18 protein-coding genes are annotated in these 16,013 nt (G+C 45.7%); 8 read left to right on the forward strand and 10 right to left on the reverse strand.

Going from position 1 to position 16,013, the window contains the following annotated elements; all coding sequences use genetic code 11:
• Positions 1 to 73: 73 nt before the first annotated feature.
• Complete coding sequence (hemN, locus tag B7X71_RS00975; RefSeq protein WP_293596839.1) at positions 74 to 1,489, reverse strand: oxygen-independent coproporphyrinogen III oxidase; 1,416 nt, start codon at positions 1,487 to 1,489, stop codon at positions 74 to 76.
• Between the two features lie 19 nt (positions 1,490 to 1,508).
• Complete coding sequence (locus tag B7X71_RS00980; RefSeq protein WP_293596840.1) at positions 1,509 to 3,119, reverse strand: NAD(P)/FAD-dependent oxidoreductase; 1,611 nt, start codon at positions 3,117 to 3,119, stop codon at positions 1,509 to 1,511.
• 89 nt (positions 3,120 to 3,208) lie between these two features.
• On the opposite strand from B7X71_RS00980, the gene B7X71_RS00985 reads away from it, so the two are divergent.
• Both B7X71_RS00985 and B7X71_RS00990 read left to right on the forward strand, forming a co-directional pair.
• Positions 3,209 to 3,757, forward strand: a complete 549-nt coding sequence (locus B7X71_RS00985; protein WP_293596841.1) for a YaeQ family protein — start codon at positions 3,209 to 3,211, stop codon at positions 3,755 to 3,757.
• Positions 3,754 to 4,170, forward strand: coding sequence for a putative toxin-antitoxin system toxin component, PIN family (locus B7X71_RS00990; RefSeq protein ID WP_293596842.1), 417 nt, complete (start codon positions 3,754 to 3,756; stop codon positions 4,168 to 4,170). Before B7X71_RS00985 ends, B7X71_RS00990 begins: the two co-directional genes overlap by 4 nt.
• Here B7X71_RS00990 and B7X71_RS00995 read toward each other — a convergent pair.
• A complete protein-coding gene (locus B7X71_RS00995; RefSeq protein WP_293596843.1) occupies positions 4,160 to 5,176 on the reverse strand; it encodes an LLM class flavin-dependent oxidoreductase in 1,017 nt (338 codons plus the stop codon). The genes B7X71_RS00990 and B7X71_RS00995 overlap by 11 nt on opposite strands.
• Positions 5,177 to 5,209: 33 nt before the next feature.
• On the opposite strand from B7X71_RS00995, the gene B7X71_RS01000 reads away from it, so the two are divergent.
• The 3 genes from B7X71_RS01000 to B7X71_RS01010 are packed head-to-tail and all read left to right on the forward strand — an operon-like array spanning position 5,210 to position 6,058.
• Positions 5,210 to 5,431: a hypothetical protein gene (locus tag B7X71_RS01000; protein WP_293596844.1), complete on the forward strand. Its 222-nt coding sequence runs from the start codon at positions 5,210 to 5,212 to the stop codon at positions 5,429 to 5,431.
• A 20-nt stretch (positions 5,432 to 5,451) separates the two neighbouring features.
• The gene (locus B7X71_RS01005; protein ID WP_293596845.1) at positions 5,452 to 5,655 is read left to right on the forward strand and encodes a SlyX family protein; all 204 of its coding nucleotides are present in this window, start codon (positions 5,452 to 5,454) and stop codon (positions 5,653 to 5,655) included.
• 52 nt (positions 5,656 to 5,707) lie between these two features.
• Positions 5,708 to 6,058, forward strand: a complete 351-nt coding sequence (locus B7X71_RS01010) for a phage holin family protein (RefSeq protein WP_216136838.1) — start codon at positions 5,708 to 5,710, stop codon at positions 6,056 to 6,058.
• 3 nt (positions 6,059 to 6,061) lie between these two features.
• On the opposite strand, the gene B7X71_RS01015 is transcribed toward B7X71_RS01010, so the two are convergent.
• Positions 6,062 to 7,879, reverse strand: a complete 1,818-nt coding sequence (locus tag B7X71_RS01015) for an AsmA family protein (protein ID WP_293596846.1) — start codon at positions 7,877 to 7,879, stop codon at positions 6,062 to 6,064.
• A 73-nt stretch (positions 7,880 to 7,952) separates the two neighbouring features.
• Here B7X71_RS01015 and B7X71_RS01020 point away from each other — a divergent pair, with 73 nt between their 5' ends.
• Complete coding sequence (locus B7X71_RS01020) at positions 7,953 to 8,300, forward strand: zinc ribbon domain-containing protein YjdM (protein WP_293596847.1); 348 nt, start codon at positions 7,953 to 7,955, stop codon at positions 8,298 to 8,300.
• A gap of 53 nt (positions 8,301 to 8,353) precedes the next feature.
• On the opposite strand, the gene B7X71_RS01025 is transcribed toward B7X71_RS01020, so the two are convergent.
• Complete coding sequence (locus B7X71_RS01025) at positions 8,354 to 8,572, reverse strand: YdcH family protein (RefSeq protein WP_293596848.1); 219 nt, start codon at positions 8,570 to 8,572, stop codon at positions 8,354 to 8,356.
• A 231-nt stretch (positions 8,573 to 8,803) separates the two neighbouring features.
• On the opposite strand from B7X71_RS01025, the gene B7X71_RS01030 reads away from it, so the two are divergent.
• Positions 8,804 to 9,694 (forward strand): hypothetical protein, encoded by an 891-nt coding sequence (locus tag B7X71_RS01030; protein WP_293600114.1) that lies wholly within the window; start codon positions 8,804 to 8,806, stop codon positions 9,692 to 9,694.
• 11 nt (positions 9,695 to 9,705) lie between these two features.
• Here B7X71_RS01030 and B7X71_RS01035 read toward each other — a convergent pair whose 3' ends face one another.
• The 3 genes from B7X71_RS01035 to B7X71_RS01045 form a co-directional block, all read right to left on the reverse strand.
• Positions 9,706 to 9,975, reverse strand: coding sequence for a hypothetical protein (locus B7X71_RS01035; RefSeq protein ID WP_293597543.1), 270 nt, complete (start codon positions 9,973 to 9,975; stop codon positions 9,706 to 9,708).
• Positions 9,976 to 10,041: 66 nt separating this feature from the next.
• Positions 10,042 to 11,052, reverse strand: a complete 1,011-nt coding sequence (locus B7X71_RS01040) for an extracellular solute-binding protein (RefSeq protein ID WP_293597556.1) — start codon at positions 11,050 to 11,052, stop codon at positions 10,042 to 10,044.
• Positions 11,053 to 11,159: 107 nt separating this feature from the next.
• On the reverse strand, positions 11,160 to 12,716 hold the full coding sequence (locus B7X71_RS01045) for an iron ABC transporter permease (RefSeq protein ID WP_293597544.1): 1,557 nt from the start codon (positions 12,714 to 12,716) through the stop codon (positions 11,160 to 11,162).
• An 81-nt stretch (positions 12,717 to 12,797) separates the two neighbouring features.
• Between B7X71_RS01045 and B7X71_RS01050 the strand changes: the two genes are divergently transcribed.
• Positions 12,798 to 13,868: an ABC transporter ATP-binding protein gene (locus tag B7X71_RS01050; protein ID WP_293597545.1), complete on the forward strand. Its 1,071-nt coding sequence runs from the start codon at positions 12,798 to 12,800 to the stop codon at positions 13,866 to 13,868.
• 13 nt (positions 13,869 to 13,881) lie between these two features.
• On the opposite strand, the gene B7X71_RS01055 is transcribed toward B7X71_RS01050, so the two are convergent.
• Positions 13,882 to 14,898, reverse strand: a complete 1,017-nt coding sequence (locus B7X71_RS01055) for a cytochrome d ubiquinol oxidase subunit II (RefSeq protein WP_293597546.1) — start codon at positions 14,896 to 14,898, stop codon at positions 13,882 to 13,884.
• 3 nt (positions 14,899 to 14,901) lie between these two features.
• A partial coding sequence (locus B7X71_RS01060; RefSeq protein WP_293600115.1) for a cytochrome ubiquinol oxidase subunit I occupies positions 14,902 to 16,013 on the reverse strand: 1,112 nt, incomplete at its 5' end.

Below are 16,013 nucleotides of genomic sequence, written 5' to 3' on the forward strand. Positions count from 1 at the left end.
AAAGGTTGCTGAAATTTTTTATGTGTTTAAAAGCAACACTATTTTGATCAGTTTTTGATCCACATCAAATTGATCACAGCACTTTGGAATAAGTACCCTTAGCTTGAGATTCTCTGAGGTGACGATCAAAAGTCATCGCCACCCTTCTAGCCAAAAGCCTACCCTTTATAGGTACAAGCATTTTGGCACCATGCCACTCCAAGAGACCAGCTTCTTCTAGATGCTTGAGTTCTTGAATCTCTATTTTGAAATAGCTTGAGAAGTCAATTTGATGAGACTTGGAAAATTGCTCTGTATCAAGAGCAAATTGGCACATCAGCTCGCCAATGAGTTCACGCCGCAGCATGTCATCTTCATCTAACTGAAGGCCGCGGAGAGTAGGCAAACGACCATCATCAATTACTGCATAGTACTCATCGAGAGTACGAACATTTTGAGAATAGCAATCATCCACCTTGCCAATCGAAGAGATACCAAATGCCAGGAGATCACATTCTGCTTGGGTTGAATAGCCTTGGAAATTACGATGAAGCTTACCTTCTTTTTGTGCAATCGCTAATTCATCATCGGGTTTAGCAAAATGGTCCATACCAATAAATACATAACCTGCTTCGCCAAGTCTTTCTATAGTGTTCGACAGAATATCCAACTTATCGGCCGCTCCCGGCAAATCTGCTACAGCAATTCTGCGCTGCGGTTTGAAGATGTGGGGCAAATGAGCATAGTTGTAAACCGAGAGGCGGTCAGGACTCATCTTTAGCACTTCATCAACGGTTTCCTTAAAGGTCTCAGGTGTTTGCTTTGGCAAACCATAGATTAAATCTACGCTTCGGGATTTAAATCCATACTTTCTTGACCAATTCATCACCGCCTGCGTCTCTTCAATGGTTTGCACGCGGTGTACCGCTTGCTGAACCTCGAGATTGAAGTCTTGAACACCCAAGCTGATACGGTTAAAGCCCAATTCAGCCAGCAAGGCAATATCTTCCTCAGTCACTCGTCGTGGATCAATCTCAATTGAGTATTCGCCGCCAGGGAGCAGATCGAAATGCTCACGCGTGTGCTGCATCAACTCGATCATCTCTTCGTGAGACAAAAATGTGGGTGTACCACCACCCCAATGTAGCTGGGTCACTGGTATTTTTTTCTGGGCACCCATGACCGCACAAACCATCATAATCTCTTTAGCTAAATACTTGATGTACTTAGCGCTTCGACCATGGTCTTTGGTGATTATTTTGTTGCAACCACAGTAGTAACAAATGTTGGGGCAGAAAGGCAAATGAAAATACAGCGATAGTGGCTGATTAACCTTGGCTACGCGTTGCAAAGCACCCAAATAATCAGGCTCACCAAACTCATTGTGAAAGCGATCGGCACTGGGATAAGAGGTATAGCGCGGACCATTGATATCAAACTTCTGCAATAGCTCTGGTTGAAAAAGCGCATCTTTTTCATTGGGGGTTAAATCAGGCACTTCAGAGCTCATCAGAAATCAGCTTATGAAATTATTTAGAGAGATAGTCAAGTGCGACTGCTTCAGCCACTTTAATACCATCCACTCCAGCCGACAAGATGCCCCCCGCATAACCAGCACCCTCACCTGCAGGATAAAGACCTTTGACATTCAGACTCTGGAGGTTTGTACCTCGAGTAATCCGCAAAGGGGAGGATGTGCGAGTCTCAATGCCGGTTAATACCGCATCCTTCATCGAAAAGCCTTTAATCTGCCTCTCAAAAGCGGGGATCGCCTCTCGAATCGCCTCAATTACATAAGGAGGCAAGGCATCCGCAAGATCTGTCAAATGAACACCAGGTTTATAGGACGGGATTACGGAGCCGAACTCTGTAGAAGCCTTGCCAGCTAAGAAGTCTCCAACTAATTGTCCAGGGGCTTCATAGGTAGACCCGCCTAGTTCGTATGCCTTAGACTCTAAAGCCCTCTGAAACTCAATACCTGCTAGAGGTCCACCAGGATAGTCTTCGGGAGTAATACCAACAACGATGCCCGCATTAGCATTGCGCTCATTACGAGAGTACTGGCTCATTCCATTCGTCACGACACGGTTTGGTTCGGAAGTAGCAGCAACCACAGTTCCGCCTGGGCACATACAAAAGCTATAGACTGCGCGGCCATTCTTGGCATGGTGAACTAGTTTGTAATCAGCCGCGCCAATGAGCTGGTTACCAGCGTGTGGCCCTAGGCGTGCCTTATCAATTAAGGATTGCGGATGCTCAATGCGAAAGCCCACTGAAAAGGGTTTTGCTTCCATATAAACCCCTGCAGCATGCAAGACCTCAAAGGTATCACGAGCGCTGTGCCCTAGGGCCAGCACTACATGGTTAGCAGGTAAATCTGGATGGCCGTCAATTTTGACACCTGTAATCTGATCATTCTGAATATCAAAGCCAATGACCTTTTGTGAGAAACGAATCTCTCCACCAAGTTCAATAATTTCTTGACGCATTCTTTCGACCACGCCCACTAATCGAAAGGTGCCAATATGTGGCTTAGCTACATAACGAATTTCTTCGGGGGCGCCTGCTTTGATAAATTCAGCAATGACTTTACGACCGTAAAACTTCGGATCTTTAATTTGACTCCAGAGCTTGCCATCAGAAAACGTCCCTGCTCCACCCTCACCAAATTGCACATTGGATTCTGGATTAAGGATATTCTTTCGCCATAGACCCCAAGTGTCTTGCGTACGTTCGCGCACGGGTTTGCCACGCTCTAGTACGATAGGTTTAAAACCCATCTGCGCCAATACTAAGGCAGCAAAAATTCCGCACGGGCCAAATCCAATGACAACTGGACGCTCAAAGCTCTGGCTCTTTACTTGTGAAGCATTAGCTACAAAGCGATAACTTGTATCCGGCGATGGTCTGACATGAACATCATTCGTAAACTGCTTAAGCAATTTTTCTTCATTCTTTGCCGATAGATCCACGGTATAGATAAAAGCAAGGGCCACATTTTTCCTGGCATCGTAGCTGCGCTTGAAAACATCAAATTGAATCAAGTCTTGGGCCTGGATATTCAGACGCTTCAAGATCGCCTCTTCCAATGCCTCAGGGACATGGTTAATAGGTAAGCGAAGTTCGGTAATACGGATCATGGGACTCTACGATATACAGTAAATCAGGGTAATTTTCTAAATAATACTGGGAGATCAGGCTTACCCCCTTTTAAAGGCGATAATGCGCCATGGCTCTACGCGCAACTATCCACAAAGCCGACCTTCACGTCGCAGACTCTGACCGCCACTATTACGGCAGTCACTCCCTCACTATCGCAAAGCACCCCTCTGAAACCGAAGAGCGGATGATGGTACGAATTATTGCTTTTGCCCTGCAAGCGCAGGAAGACTTAGCTTTTACCAAAGGCTTGAGCGATACCGATGAGCCCGACCTCTGGATCAAAGACCTCACGGATGCCATTCAGCTTTGGATTGAAGTGGGTCAGCCAGATGAGCGTCGTATTCTCAAAGCCTGCGGTCGATCTGATCAAGTGATCGTCTATTGCTATGGCGGACACACCAGCAAAATCTGGTGGGATGGGATTGCCAACAAGTTGACTCGTGCTCGCAACCTTCAGGTGATCTCTATTCCAGCAGAGCAGGCTAAAGAGCTCAACAAGCTAGTCGAGCGCAGCATGATTCTGCATGTCAATATTCAAGATGGGGAGGCATATGTTTCTTCGGATATGGGCCAAGTCACCATCACCCCAGAAATCTGGCGCAGTCAACAGCAATGAAGCCGGTAGTCTTGGACACCAATATCTTGTTAGATATTTTTGTCTTCAATGACGAAAGAGCTAGCCCTTTAAAGCAAGCAATGATGGATGGGGATATTTCAGTAATCGCGAGTCAAAAAACCTTGCTAGAACTTGCTGATGTCATATCACGCCCCCTCTTTAAGCTTGACGAAGCCGCCCAAGCAAGCATTTTGGCTCAATGGCAAGCCATCGTAGGGCTGCATGATGATTCCAATCTAGCCACCGCACCCTGGAAATGCCAAGACCCCGATGATCAAATCTTTTTGGATCTAGCCTATCAATTGAAGCCAGCGATACTCATTAGCAAAGACAATGCATTGCTGGAGATCGCCAGTCGAGCTGCTCAAGAAAATATTCTGATTACCAGCGATTACAACGCCTTCAAGCTTTAGAGTTAAAGTGCAATCCCTTGGCAGCTTCAGCAGCAATCTCAAACGATCTCAATCGTGCTTGATGATCATAAATTTGACCCGTAATGATAATTTCATTTGCGCCAGTCTGATCGAGCCAATACTGCATCTCCTTAGCTACCACCTGCGAAGACCCAACAGCAGAGCAGTGTAAAGCATGTGCAGCAACAGTCTTTTCATGAGGCTCACAGAAATCATCTAAATCTTCAATTGGTGGAGGTAATTGTCCGCGAGTATTCCGACGCATGCGAATCACGTTTTGCTGTAAAGTGGTAAAGAGATGAGCAGCTTCTTCATCTGTATCAGCGGCCACCACATTCATCACAAATGCACAATAGGGTTTAGCCAACTTATCGGATGGTTTAAATAATTCACGATAGCTAGACATTGCATCTACTAATTGCTCCGGCGCAAAGTGAGAGGCAAAAGCATAAGGTAGACCAAAGTGGGCTGCCAGTTGAGCTCCGTACAAACTAGAACCCAGGATCCAAATCGGCACCTCGGTGTCCGCGCCCGGAATAGCTCGGACGGCCTGCCCCTCCTGAATTGGACCAAAGTAATGTTGCAACTCTCGTACATCCTGCGGAAAGCGATCATCGCCCCCCAGCAAATCACGACGTAAGGCTCTGGCTGTCATTTGATCTGTGCCTGGGGCACGCCCTAGACCCAATTCAATCCTACCGGGGTAGATCGATGCCAGAGTACCAAATTGCTCTGCAATGACTAGTGGGGCGTGATTTGGCAACATCACACCACCAGAGCCAACACGAATGGTTTTGGTGCCTCCAGCAATATAGCCAACCAAGACCGCAGTAGCTGAGCTGGCGTTACCCGTCATATTGTGATGCTCTGCCACCCAATAGCGGGTATAGCCCAAAGCCTCAGCGTGCTGAGCAACATCCAGTGAGTTACGCAAGGCATCCCCTGCAGTAAATCCCTGCGGGATGGGAGATATATCTAGAATGGAGTACGGGACAGAGTTTGTCATACATAGATCATACTGAGAAAGCACTTTTTTGACATGAGCAAACCAAAAATGGCGGATGCCGATGACGGCCTATTTAAGCCAGGCAGCAAGTTAAGGCATATTAAGACAGGTGGATTTTATAAAGTAGTGTTGCTTGCCAATGTTGAAGCTACTCTTGAGCCAGCCTATGTCTACGAATCACTCCAATCACACGACTTTTGGATCAGACCGAAAGCAGAGATGGAAGATGGTCGATTTGAATTGGTAGATGCTTAAATAAAGATAGAGGAATTGAAATGACTGAAGATCGCATCACCAGCCTTGAAATCAAACTTAGTTTTACTGAAGATCTGATTGATCAACTCAACCAAACCATCTACAAACAACAGCAACAAATTGAATTTCTATATCGCGAGCTTAAATCCATCAAGGAGCAAGCTAGTAGCGGGGAAAGCGCGGGCAACAGCAGCCCAAAAGATGAAATTCCTCCTCACTATTAAAGCCCTGATAACATTTACTGTAGATAACGTAACTAATTTTAAAAGGACGCTCATCATGGGTAACTTAGTACCGTTTTTAGTCCAGTGGGGCTTGACCTCCCTATCACTCTGGGTGGCCAGCTATCTTTTTAGCGGTTTACGTTTTGCAGATGGCGGATCCCTTCTAATCGCAGCCCTACTGCTTGGCTTTGCTAATGCTGTTGTGAAGCCCTTATTGATCCTGTTTACCCTACCACTCACCGTTCTCACCATGGGATTGTTTCTATTGGTAGTGAATGCTCTGGTACTAATGTTGGTTTCTGCGGTAGTGAGTGGCTTTACAATCTCTAGCTTCTGGACTGCATTCTTTGCCAGCATCTTTATTTCCTTATTCAGCCTCTTTATCAGCGGAATATTGTTTTAAGAATTACTCCGCTCCGGGGTAGATATCTGACCAGGGGCGGAGTGCATCACGACAAGGGTGACTTTTTGAGGTCATTGACCTGGCATTCTCGGCCAAAATACTCGCACCACCAGTCAAAAAACCAAGCCCAAGCGAGACTGCGCTATTCACCACTCCGGCTTGATTAATACCCACCTTAGGATTTCTCAGTGTGCCACCCATCTTTACCAATCCTGCCAAATCTAGGCCGGTAGTTAGGCCTGACTTTTCTCGGGGATCAATTGTGAAATTAACTGCTTCAGTTTTTAGATTAATGGAGCCAGCTAACACTACATCCAACCTATCGGTCTGAACGCCAACCGTATTGGCAATATTGATCTGGCCATTATTAATTGGCAGGTAGGCAACTGCACACTCCAACACTGTCTCACTGGTTTTCTTACGCATTGGGTTAATGGAGTCCAGCAGCGTGACTACAAAATCACCGGCATCATTCAAGAAGTTTGTACCCATGCGAGCTTGGTCAATACTTAACTGCATCTTGCCATTTGAACTCGATGCCATTTGATGCAGGCTATTTCCAGAGGCCTTTACATCAAATGCTAACTTCATACTACCCCCGCTAACCTTGGATTTTGGGTCGAGTCTAGCCAGCAAATTATCCAGCGTGAAATCCTTTGTCACTCCCTTGATTGAGAGCGAGGGATTTACCGCATTAAATCCAGAGAGATTGATCTGTAAATCGGCACTTCCCTTGCCCATCTCAAGCGTTAAATGGGGAATATCAATCACATTGCCATTCAATTGCAAAGTGGCCTGAAGGTTTTCAATCGGCTTACGTTTTGGCAAGCTTAACTCAGCAATATCAATCATGATCTTTCCCTTGGCTTGGGGAAGCACGTCAAAAGGAATACTCTCATTGCTAAATAAGTACTTGGCCTGTGGCTTTTGGGTCTGACGCGCCAGCGGCACTGACTTAGCGCTAGTTACAGGCTGAGGAGCTTCATTAGATACTGCGCCCATAGTGGGCCAGTCAAATGCTTTTGAGTTCAATGCCAAATTGACTGTAGGCAGAGTTTTTGGTGTCTTATTTACCTCACCTTTAATCGTCATGGACTTAGCATTCATGGTCAGTTTCAGATCGAGCGGGAATTGCGTTGATGAAACATCCCAATGCTTCAATACCCTAGAAACGGAACCTATTTTTCCACTGAGATCGAGAGCCTGATCTTGAAATTTCATGCTGAGAGAAACGGCTGTTTTATCCCCACTCTCTGCCAATGACAAACGCTTAATTAGATAGCTCGACAGAGAGCCGGATGGGTCTTGATACCGAATCCGGGCATCGACTACAGAGATGCTCTCCATGTAGACTAGATTATCACCAACCGAAGTCGCATCTGAATTGTCACTACCAGAACTAACAACGGCATTCGATGTCTCTGAACTCATATCCCAGTTTGCCTTACCAGATGCATTTTTTTGCAGAAGTAGATCCAGGCCAGCAAGTTTCACATTGCCAACCTCAATACGTTTGCTGAGTAGTGGCAGAGTTTTAATATCCAACTCAATCCTCTTGAGGGTCAGCATTTCAGGATCAGATGCCCAAGAGGCATTACTTAAGCTCAAGCGCTCTGCTGAAACAGAAATTCCCGGAAAAAAACTTAAGGTCACCGGCCCACTAATTTTTAAGTCTCGACCAGTAGCCGCCTTCACTGAGGTGGAGAGTAGTTTGGTTAACTGAACTGGATCGACTGTAGAGGTTGCATACCAAGCCCCCAATACCAGTAGTAGGATTGCTCCGCCCAAAGCGGTGATGATGATCTTGACTGATTTATTCATTGTTTACTGATTCTAAATTACCCTACTCGCTGTAGACTAGAATTGAACTTTATATTTTTTGCTAGTAATCACCATGAACACCACAGCCAATTTCCCAAAATGTCCAGCTTGCCAAGAGGACATGACTTACCCCGATGGCGAGAATTTTGTTTGCGCCCAATGTGGCCACGAGTGGCCAATGGCTGCAGCTGTCGAAGAAGATGAGGGTGTTCTCATCGTCAAGGATGCTAATGGCAACTTACTGGCTGATGGCGATACTGTCACCCTCATTAAGGACCTGAAGGTCAAGGGATCATCAACTACTCTTAAGGTAGGGACCAAGATTAAAGGTATTCGCCTGGTTTCTGGTGATCATGAGGTGGACTGCAAGACTGAAGCAGGCAATATGTTACTGAAGGCCTGCTTTTTGAAGAAGGCTTAACTCTCAATAAAAGATCATCGGATCCAAATATGGACTCCGATGGTCTGAGGCTCTTAAGTAGCGCTGGCTTTTTTCAAGATCGAGTACAGCTGATCTTTCAATAAGAGCTTTTCTTTTTTCAAAACCTCAATTTCTTCTGGGGTGCTGGGCTCGGAATGGGCCTCCATTCTTTGAATCTTCTGATCTAAATTGTTGTGCTTATCAAATAAATGGGAAAAGTGACGATCTGATGTTTTCAGCTTACTGATTAACTCACGATATTCAGGGAACATGGATTCTCTTTAGGTTGAGGTTATTTTTAACTGCACGAATTCAGTGTATCAAGTTCGCACTTAAATTCAAGCCCTCGCTACCACCCGCAACAACCATAAAACAATTAGCCTTTTTCTCTTGATATTGCCAGGTAAATACCCATATATACGTCAGCAAAAATGGATAGAACTGAAGTAATATCACACATGTGCGCTTAGCACATTAACTACCAATAGGAAGGGTAATAGACCATGGCTACAAAGAAGTCTCCAGCAAAAAAGAAAGTAGCTACTAAGGTGGTAAAAAAAGCCCCTGCAAAGAAAGCCGTTAAAAAAGTTGCCGCCAAGAAAGTGGTAGCAAAAAAGGCTGTAAAAAAGGTAGTGAAAAAACCAGTAACAAAGAAGCCGGTCGTTAAAAAAGCGATCGCTAAAAAACCAGTGGCTAAAAAGGCAGTTAACAAAGTAGCGGCAAAGAAGTCGGTAGCCAAAAAACCCGCCCCAAAGAAAGCTACCAAGAAATCTTCTAAAGCGGCCGCACCAAAGAAGCTGAAAGTCGATCAGTATGGACTCGATGAAGATGATGAGTTCTACGGCCTGTACTTTGCCAAGTCAACTAGCAAGGGTTTAGTTGAAGTTAAACCCTGCACTTTCTCATTGATGTACTGGTGGAAAGGCCTGCTTGGCTACCCTGACATGATTGAAATCTCCAAAGATAGTAATACCGCGATGTTGCAATTTGAGTCTACCTTTGGTGGCGGCGATTCTGGCGAAACTGAGTTGACAGAAAAAGATGTGTTTGATGTTGATCACATTATTGAGGTCGACGAACAAGAGCAATTGGTCTCCCTCTACTCTTATGTTCCGATTCCCGTTCCAGAAAAGCTCATTGGCGCATTAGGCCTTTCTATTCTGAACATCAACCCAGAAACCCGTTATGGCAGCCTTGAAATCTGCTCAACAGATAACGAAGAAGGTGAGAATGAACACTTTCTACGCTATCGCGCAGCAACGTATTTGCGTGGCGTGAAATCGGGCAAGGTTGAAGCCATTGAGAGCATGGTTACTAATGGCTCAGAGTTCTTTGGATTAGCTTTAGATGCAATGTGTGTAAACAAGTCAATTAAGAAATGGCTGCTTAGCTAAGCAGCTGTAACTTAATAGGCGGTACATACAAAAATGTAGGTCATAGGAAAGCGGTCGTTCACTGTTTTACGAGTTTCGACAATAGTAGCGCCCCGCTTTCCTAGTTTTTTGCACTCTTCTGCTGCGGCCGCCTGAGCCTCAGTATCTTTAGCGGATTTAGGGGCATGCACCCCAACTGTTCCATCGGATTGTCGATAGACACCAAACTCACTCGGCGGTGTTGCACAAGCAACCATCGCGATTGAAACAGCAAGGACTAGGGCAAGCGAGAGGGCTTTCATATTAAGATCCAGATCTTTTGAAGAATGAAACTATTCTAGCTATCTTTTAAGCCTAGAAAATAAATTTCACTTATACCCAACTCGATCAAGCAAACGCTGTGCGGCAATTTGATTCCTGCCAATCGCGGCAACAGAAACATTTTCAGCCTTAAATGGCCCCAACATTTTCAGTCCTTCATTTTCAATCTTGACTGATTTCACTGCCGGCCATTCGTTATTGCCGTTAGCAAAGTACTCTTGCGCAGAATCACTGGCTAGGTATTCGAGAAACTGAATGGCAGCCTGTGAATGCGGCGCATTCCTAGCGACTCCACCACCTGCGATATTGATATGTGTGCCAGAAGTCTGCTGGTTTGGCCAAACAAATCCAATCTTAGAAACAATCGCCTGGTCTTCGGGCTTAGTTGAGCGCAAAAGCCTCACTAAGTAATAGGAGTTTGTTAAAGCTACCCCACATTCGCCTGAGGCAACCGCTTTAATTTGATCGGTATCGCCACCCCTTGGAGGCCTAGCCATATTGGCCACCATACCCTTAGCCCACTCTTCGGTAGCAGCCTCCCCGCGACGCTCAATCATGGCTCCGATCAATGACAACATATAGGGATGGGCAGCTGAGCGCGTACATACCTTACCCTTGTTCATGAGCTCAGCTAACTTCTCATAAGTATCAACGTCTTGTGGATTTACTTTTGCTTTGTTGTAGACCACGAGACGCGCTCTTGTTGAAAAGCCAAACCAGGTTGATCCTTCCGCTTCAGGCTTGGACCGCAGGTTTACTGGGATGCGACCCTCTAAATATTTTGAATGAATTGGTTTGAAGAAGCCGTCAATTTGTGCGCGCCATAAGCGCGCTGCATCCACCATCAAAATCACATCTGCTGGACTGTTAGCGCCTTCGCTTTTGAGTCTCTCTGCCAAAGCATTGTCATCAGCCTCAATGCGGTTGATCTTGATCCCCGTCTTTTTTGTGAAATTACTATAGAGCGCTTCATCAGTTTGGTAGTGACGAGCGGAGTAGAGATTTAACTCCTTTGCTTCCTGGGCATGCAATGGTAAAGATAAAAAGCCGCTCAGCATGAACGCAGTGGCGCCTAGGAATTGATGTATTTTTTGAGTTGCCATTACCGTATTTGCAATCAGAATTAGAGAAATTCCAATGTATCACAAATACGAATGATTATCAATTAGGACTTGGAGATGACCCTAGAAAGCATTAAAACCGGGAAAAGCCCGACTAACACAATGGTTAAAGAAGGCAAGGCGAGCTCAGCCAAGCGCTCATCCGCTGCCAACTGATAGGTTGCCACGGCTAAGGTATCAAAGTTAAACGGGCGTAATAGGAGCGTTGCCGGCAACTCCTTCATAACATCCACAAAGACAAAGAGGCCTGCCGTGATGAGGCTAGGCTTTAACAAGGGCACATGAACGCGCTTCAGAATTTGCATTCTTGAAAGGCCTAACAGGGCTGCTGAGGCATCCATAGATGGTGTGATGCGTGCGAGCCCCGCTTCTACACTTTGCAAACTAGAGGAAAGAAAGCGGACCAGGTAAGCGTAGACCAGCACCAATATGCTGGCAGACATCCACCAAGCCAGTTGAAAGATTTCTAAAAATGAGAGGATGCCGATGGCCAAAACTGCACCAGGTAGCGCATAACCAAAACCAAGCAATCGATTCACCCAGCTCAAGCGGGAATTCATTCGAACGGAGTAAGCAAAAAATACTGCAAGTACAACTGAGATGAGTGCTGTGATGATCGAAACGAATAAAGAATTACCCAGCCAATCTAAATATCGAATATCGATCGCAAGACCTTGCTTAATCAGGAGTTGCAAAAGTGCAAATGCTGGCAGTAAAAATCCACATAGCAAGGTAGTACCACAAAATACAAAAGCAAAAAGAGCTTTCTTACCTTGCAGTAACTCCGCAATCGGCTTACCCCGTGTTGAAGAGGCATATCGCAATTTTGAACGGCTACTTTGCTCGATAAAAAAGATGAGTAGAACAAAACTTAAAAGACCAAGAGCAAGTTGCACAGCAGCTATACGGTCGCCAAAAGAAAGCCAAGCCTTGAAGATACCTGTTGCAAAGGTCTGTACACCAAAGTAGGACACGGCACCAAAATCGGCCAACACCTCCATGAGTGCCAGCGCCATGCCAGCGAAGATAGCTGGTCTTGCCATGGGCAATACCAATTTCATAAAACCTTGCAGCGAACTGTAGCCAAGCGTTTCTGAAACTTCAATCAATCGCCCGCTGCGCTCTAAGAATGCTGTGCGCGTAATCAGGTAGACATAGGGAAAGAGGCAGAAGGAGAAAGACCAGATAGCCCCACTCAACGATCTTGGATCTGGAAAGAACCAGAGGGAGTCCATTCTAAGCACGTCGCGAAGAGTGCTCTGGATTGGTCCCGAAAATTGCAAGAGATCAACAAAGAGGTAAGCCATGACATAAGTGGGTACGGCCAAAGGCAAGATGAGCGCCCACTCAAATACTTTCTTACCAGGGAAATCATAACTAGCGATGATCCAAGCATTTCCCACTCCGAGAATAAATACCCCTACTCCAACACCAAGAATAAGAACTAAGGTTGATGCAATGTATCCACCCAGTACAAAGTTCCATAAATGACTCAGAGTGCCTGTAGTCAGCTGATCATTTCCAGGAAACAGGAATGGCGCTGCCAAGCCAAATAAAGGCAAAAATAACAACAGGGCAAGTGGCACCACAATACGATTCATGAAATCGACAATCCGTTTAGACTCTAGCTATGCATTAAACCACCAGCATTGAACATCAGTATTAATGAGAAAATTATAGGGATGAACTCCGCTCGCGCACTACTTTCGATCCAACAGCTGGAAATCGACTATCCAAGTCGGGATCGTCAAGGTCGCGTTATCGCGGTTAAAGACCTTAATCTGGATCTTGCCCAAGGTGAGATTGGCTGTTTATTGGGATCGTCCGGTTGTGGCAAATCAACCGTCTTAAGAGCTATTTGCGGCTTCGAGCCCGTTAAAGCAGGAGAAATCCTCCTACGAGATCGGGTTGTGAGCTCTGCCTCCACCCATCTCCCGCCAAACCAAAGAAAAATTGGCATGGTCTTTCAGGACTTTGCGCTCTTTCCCCATTTGAACGTTTTAGAAAATATTGCCTTTGGCTTGCAATACTTGCCTAGCAAGCAAAGATCTTCAGTGGCAACCGAGTGGCTCAAGCGAGTGTCGCTCGCTGATAAGGCTGATGCTTACCCTCATGAGCTCAGCGGTGGTCAGCAGCAGCGTGTAGCGCTAGCTAGAGCCATGGCTCCAGAGCCTGACCTAATCCTGCTAGATGAACCCTTTTCCAGTTTAGATATTGAATTGAGGGAACGTCTTGCAGGTGAGATGCGAGAACTACTCAAGGTAAATAACATTACCGCCCTGCTAGTGACTCACGATCAATTTGAGGCCTTTGCAATTGCCGATAAGGTTGGGGTCATGACAGATGGCAAAGTACTTCAATGGGATGTCCCATATGAGCTTTATCACAAGCCCGCCAATCGCTATATTGCAGACTTCATCGGCCGTGGAGTATTTGTTAAAGGTGTTGTTCAAGCCAACAACAAAGTGAAGATTGAGTTAGGCGAGCTGGATCTAGAAGAAGATCGCAGCAAAGAAATTGGAAAAGAAATTGAAGTACTTTTGCGCGCTGATGATATTCAACATGATGACCATAGCACCTTGCTAGCAGAGGTAGTGCGCAAAACCTTTAGGGGCGCAGACTTTCTGTACACACTCAAACTAACGTCTGGCACTGAAATATTCGCCTTTGTACCCAGCCATCACGATCATGCGATCGGTGAAAAGATTGGCATACACCTAGTCGCCGATCATGTTGTGACCTTCAGCGACTAAGCTCCATAGCTCATTAATAATATGTCAGCGCTGTAGCCTTACCCTTAAAGATACGATAAGAAAACAGGGTGTAACCCAAGATGGTTGGCAACACCACAATTGCGCCCCAGAAAATGACCCATAAAGACTCGGTTGCTGCGGCGGCTTGCCACAAGGTCATTTTTCCAATAATGACATACGGAAAAATACTGTAGGCAATACCAAAAAAAGAAAGCCAAAATATAGCAACGACACTAGCAAATGGTAGCCACTCTTTATCAGTCTTTCCTTCTTCCAGCGCTCTAATAAATCGGTAGGTAAAGATAAAGAAAAAACCAGTGGCAATAGGCACTGGAGATAGCCAGATGATTTGAGGCCAAGCAAACCACTTATGCATGATTTCAGGACTGAAATACGGGGTCGCAATGGATACCAAGGCGACACCAAATCCAGTTAGCCATAAGCTGATCTTTGCCCATCGAAATGCTTTATTCTGGAGTTCTCCCTCGGCCTTTAAGATTAACCAAGTAGAGCCGAGAAGCGCATAGCCAGCGGGCAAACACAAACCCACCAATACAGAAAATAACCACCCTAGTGCTCCAGAATCAAATCCCACGATCAAGCGTCCAATCATGATTCCTTGAGATACAGAAGCAACCAGGCTACCGATGTAAAACAGCAAGTTCCACAATGGCTTTTGCTCGATATTCACTTTGACCCTAAAGTCAAAAGATACCCCCCTCAGAATCAGTCCAAGCAACATAGCGGCAACTGGCAAATACAGCTCAGTCAAAATCACACCATGCGCCAAAGGAAAGGCAACCAACAATAGGCCGACACCCAAGACGATCCATGTTTCATTGGCATCCCAAAAAGGACCAATGGATGCAATCATCATATCTTTCTCGGCATCAGTACCACGGTTGAGAAGCATTCCAATGCCCAAGTCATAGCCATCCAAAACAACATAAGAGAGCATGGCGATGCCCATCGCAACAAAGAAAAATAGAGGTAGCCAGACTGCAGCCTGAGTAAGGTCCATGGTGTTCATAGGTTAAGCGCCAAAGGGGCTAAAAGAGGAGTCTGATTTCTTAGGGGTCAATTGACCATGAGTATCCTGACTGTCTGCTTGGCGGGCTAAATAAAACACCGCCCAAATATAGGCTAACAGCAGCCCCACATAAAGAGTCAGATAAGCGAATAGCGTCGAAAAGACCATGCTCGAGGGCAAAGTAGTTACTGCTTGAGCAGTGGTCAACACGCCCGTAACAAGGTAGGGCTGCCGCCCAATCTCAGTGACATACCAACCTGCTAATACGGCTACCCAACCAGAGAAGGTCATTAATACCAGTGCTTTTGCCATCAATCTAGGTAGTTGTCGATCTTGCCGCAATTGCCAACGCGCTAGCCACGAAAATATCAACATCAATACACCGACACCAACCATCACCCGAAAGGCAAAAAACACTGGGGCGACCGGTGGAATCTTGTCCCCGAATTGATCCAATCCTTTTACCTCACCATCCCAGCTATGCGTGAGATATAAGGATGCCAACTTCGGAATACTGATCTCATAATCATTGGTGCGAGTTTGTTGATTAGGTATTCCAAAAATGACAGCGGGAACGCCGGTACCACCCTCCCATATACCCTCCATGGCAGCAAGCTTGGCAGGCTGATGGTGAAGCGTATTCAGTCCGTGCGCATCACCTAACATGATCTGAATAGGGATTAAAACAGCGGCTACAGTAAGCGAGATCTTCATCACCAGAAAATTAGCCGGTGAGCGACTATTGCGTAAATAGCGGTAAGCAGAAATGCCTGCCAAAAAGAATGAGACAGTTAAAAATGAGGCTAGCAACATATGCCCCAAACGGTAAGGCATAGATGGATTAAAAATAATTGCCATCCAATCGACCGCATGCGCTCTGCCATCAATCATGATGAAACCTTGCGGGGTTTGCATCCAAGAATTTAAAGCAATGATCCAAAACGCAGAAAGACTGGTTCCAAAAGCCACTAAAAATGTTGCAATGGTATGCACCAAGGGAGATACCCGCTTGGCACCAAACAACATCACACCCAAGAAGGTGGCCTCAAGAAAAAATGCTGTTAACACTTCGTAGGCTAGCAATGGTCCTGCAATATTGCCTACAGTCTCCATAT

Source organism: Polynucleobacter sp. 39-46-10, from assembly GCF_002282275.1.

Bases quoted from the DNA above. Each gene is read 5' to 3' on its own strand.
- hemN (WP_293596839.1), bottom strand. From the start codon at position 1,489: ATGAGCTCTGAAGTGCCTGATTTAACCCCCAATGAAAAAGATGCGCTT.
- B7X71_RS00980 (WP_293596840.1), bottom strand. From the start codon at position 3,119: ATGATCCGTATTACCGAACTTCGCTTACCTATTAACCATGTCCCTGAG.
- B7X71_RS00985 (WP_293596841.1), top strand. From the start codon at position 3,209: ATGGCTCTACGCGCAACTATCCACAAAGCCGACCTTCACGTCGCAGAC.
- B7X71_RS00990 (WP_293596842.1), top strand. From the start codon at position 3,754: ATGAAGCCGGTAGTCTTGGACACCAATATCTTGTTAGATATTTTTGTC.
- B7X71_RS00995 (WP_293596843.1), bottom strand. From the start codon at position 5,176: ATGACAAACTCTGTCCCGTACTCCATTCTAGATATATCTCCCATCCCG.
- B7X71_RS01000 (WP_293596844.1), top strand. From the start codon at position 5,210: ATGAGCAAACCAAAAATGGCGGATGCCGATGACGGCCTATTTAAGCCA.
- B7X71_RS01005 (WP_293596845.1), top strand. From the start codon at position 5,452: ATGACTGAAGATCGCATCACCAGCCTTGAAATCAAACTTAGTTTTACT.
- B7X71_RS01015 (WP_293596846.1), bottom strand. From the start codon at position 7,879: ATGAATAAATCAGTCAAGATCATCATCACCGCTTTGGGCGGAGCAATC.
- B7X71_RS01020 (WP_293596847.1), top strand. From the start codon at position 7,953: ATGAACACCACAGCCAATTTCCCAAAATGTCCAGCTTGCCAAGAGGAC.
- B7X71_RS01025 (WP_293596848.1), bottom strand. From the start codon at position 8,572: ATGTTCCCTGAATATCGTGAGTTAATCAGTAAGCTGAAAACATCAGAT.
- B7X71_RS01030 (WP_293600114.1), top strand. From the start codon at position 8,804: ATGGCTACAAAGAAGTCTCCAGCAAAAAAGAAAGTAGCTACTAAGGTG.
- B7X71_RS01035 (WP_293597543.1), bottom strand. From the start codon at position 9,975: ATGAAAGCCCTCTCGCTTGCCCTAGTCCTTGCTGTTTCAATCGCGATG.
- B7X71_RS01040 (WP_293597556.1), bottom strand. From the start codon at position 11,052: ATGCTGAGCGGCTTTTTATCTTTACCATTGCATGCCCAGGAAGCAAAG.
- B7X71_RS01045 (WP_293597544.1), bottom strand. From the start codon at position 12,716: ATGAATCGTATTGTGGTGCCACTTGCCCTGTTGTTATTTTTGCCTTTA.
- B7X71_RS01050 (WP_293597545.1), top strand. From the start codon at position 12,798: ATGAACTCCGCTCGCGCACTACTTTCGATCCAACAGCTGGAAATCGAC.
- B7X71_RS01055 (WP_293597546.1), bottom strand. From the start codon at position 14,898: ATGAACACCATGGACCTTACTCAGGCTGCAGTCTGGCTACCTCTATTT.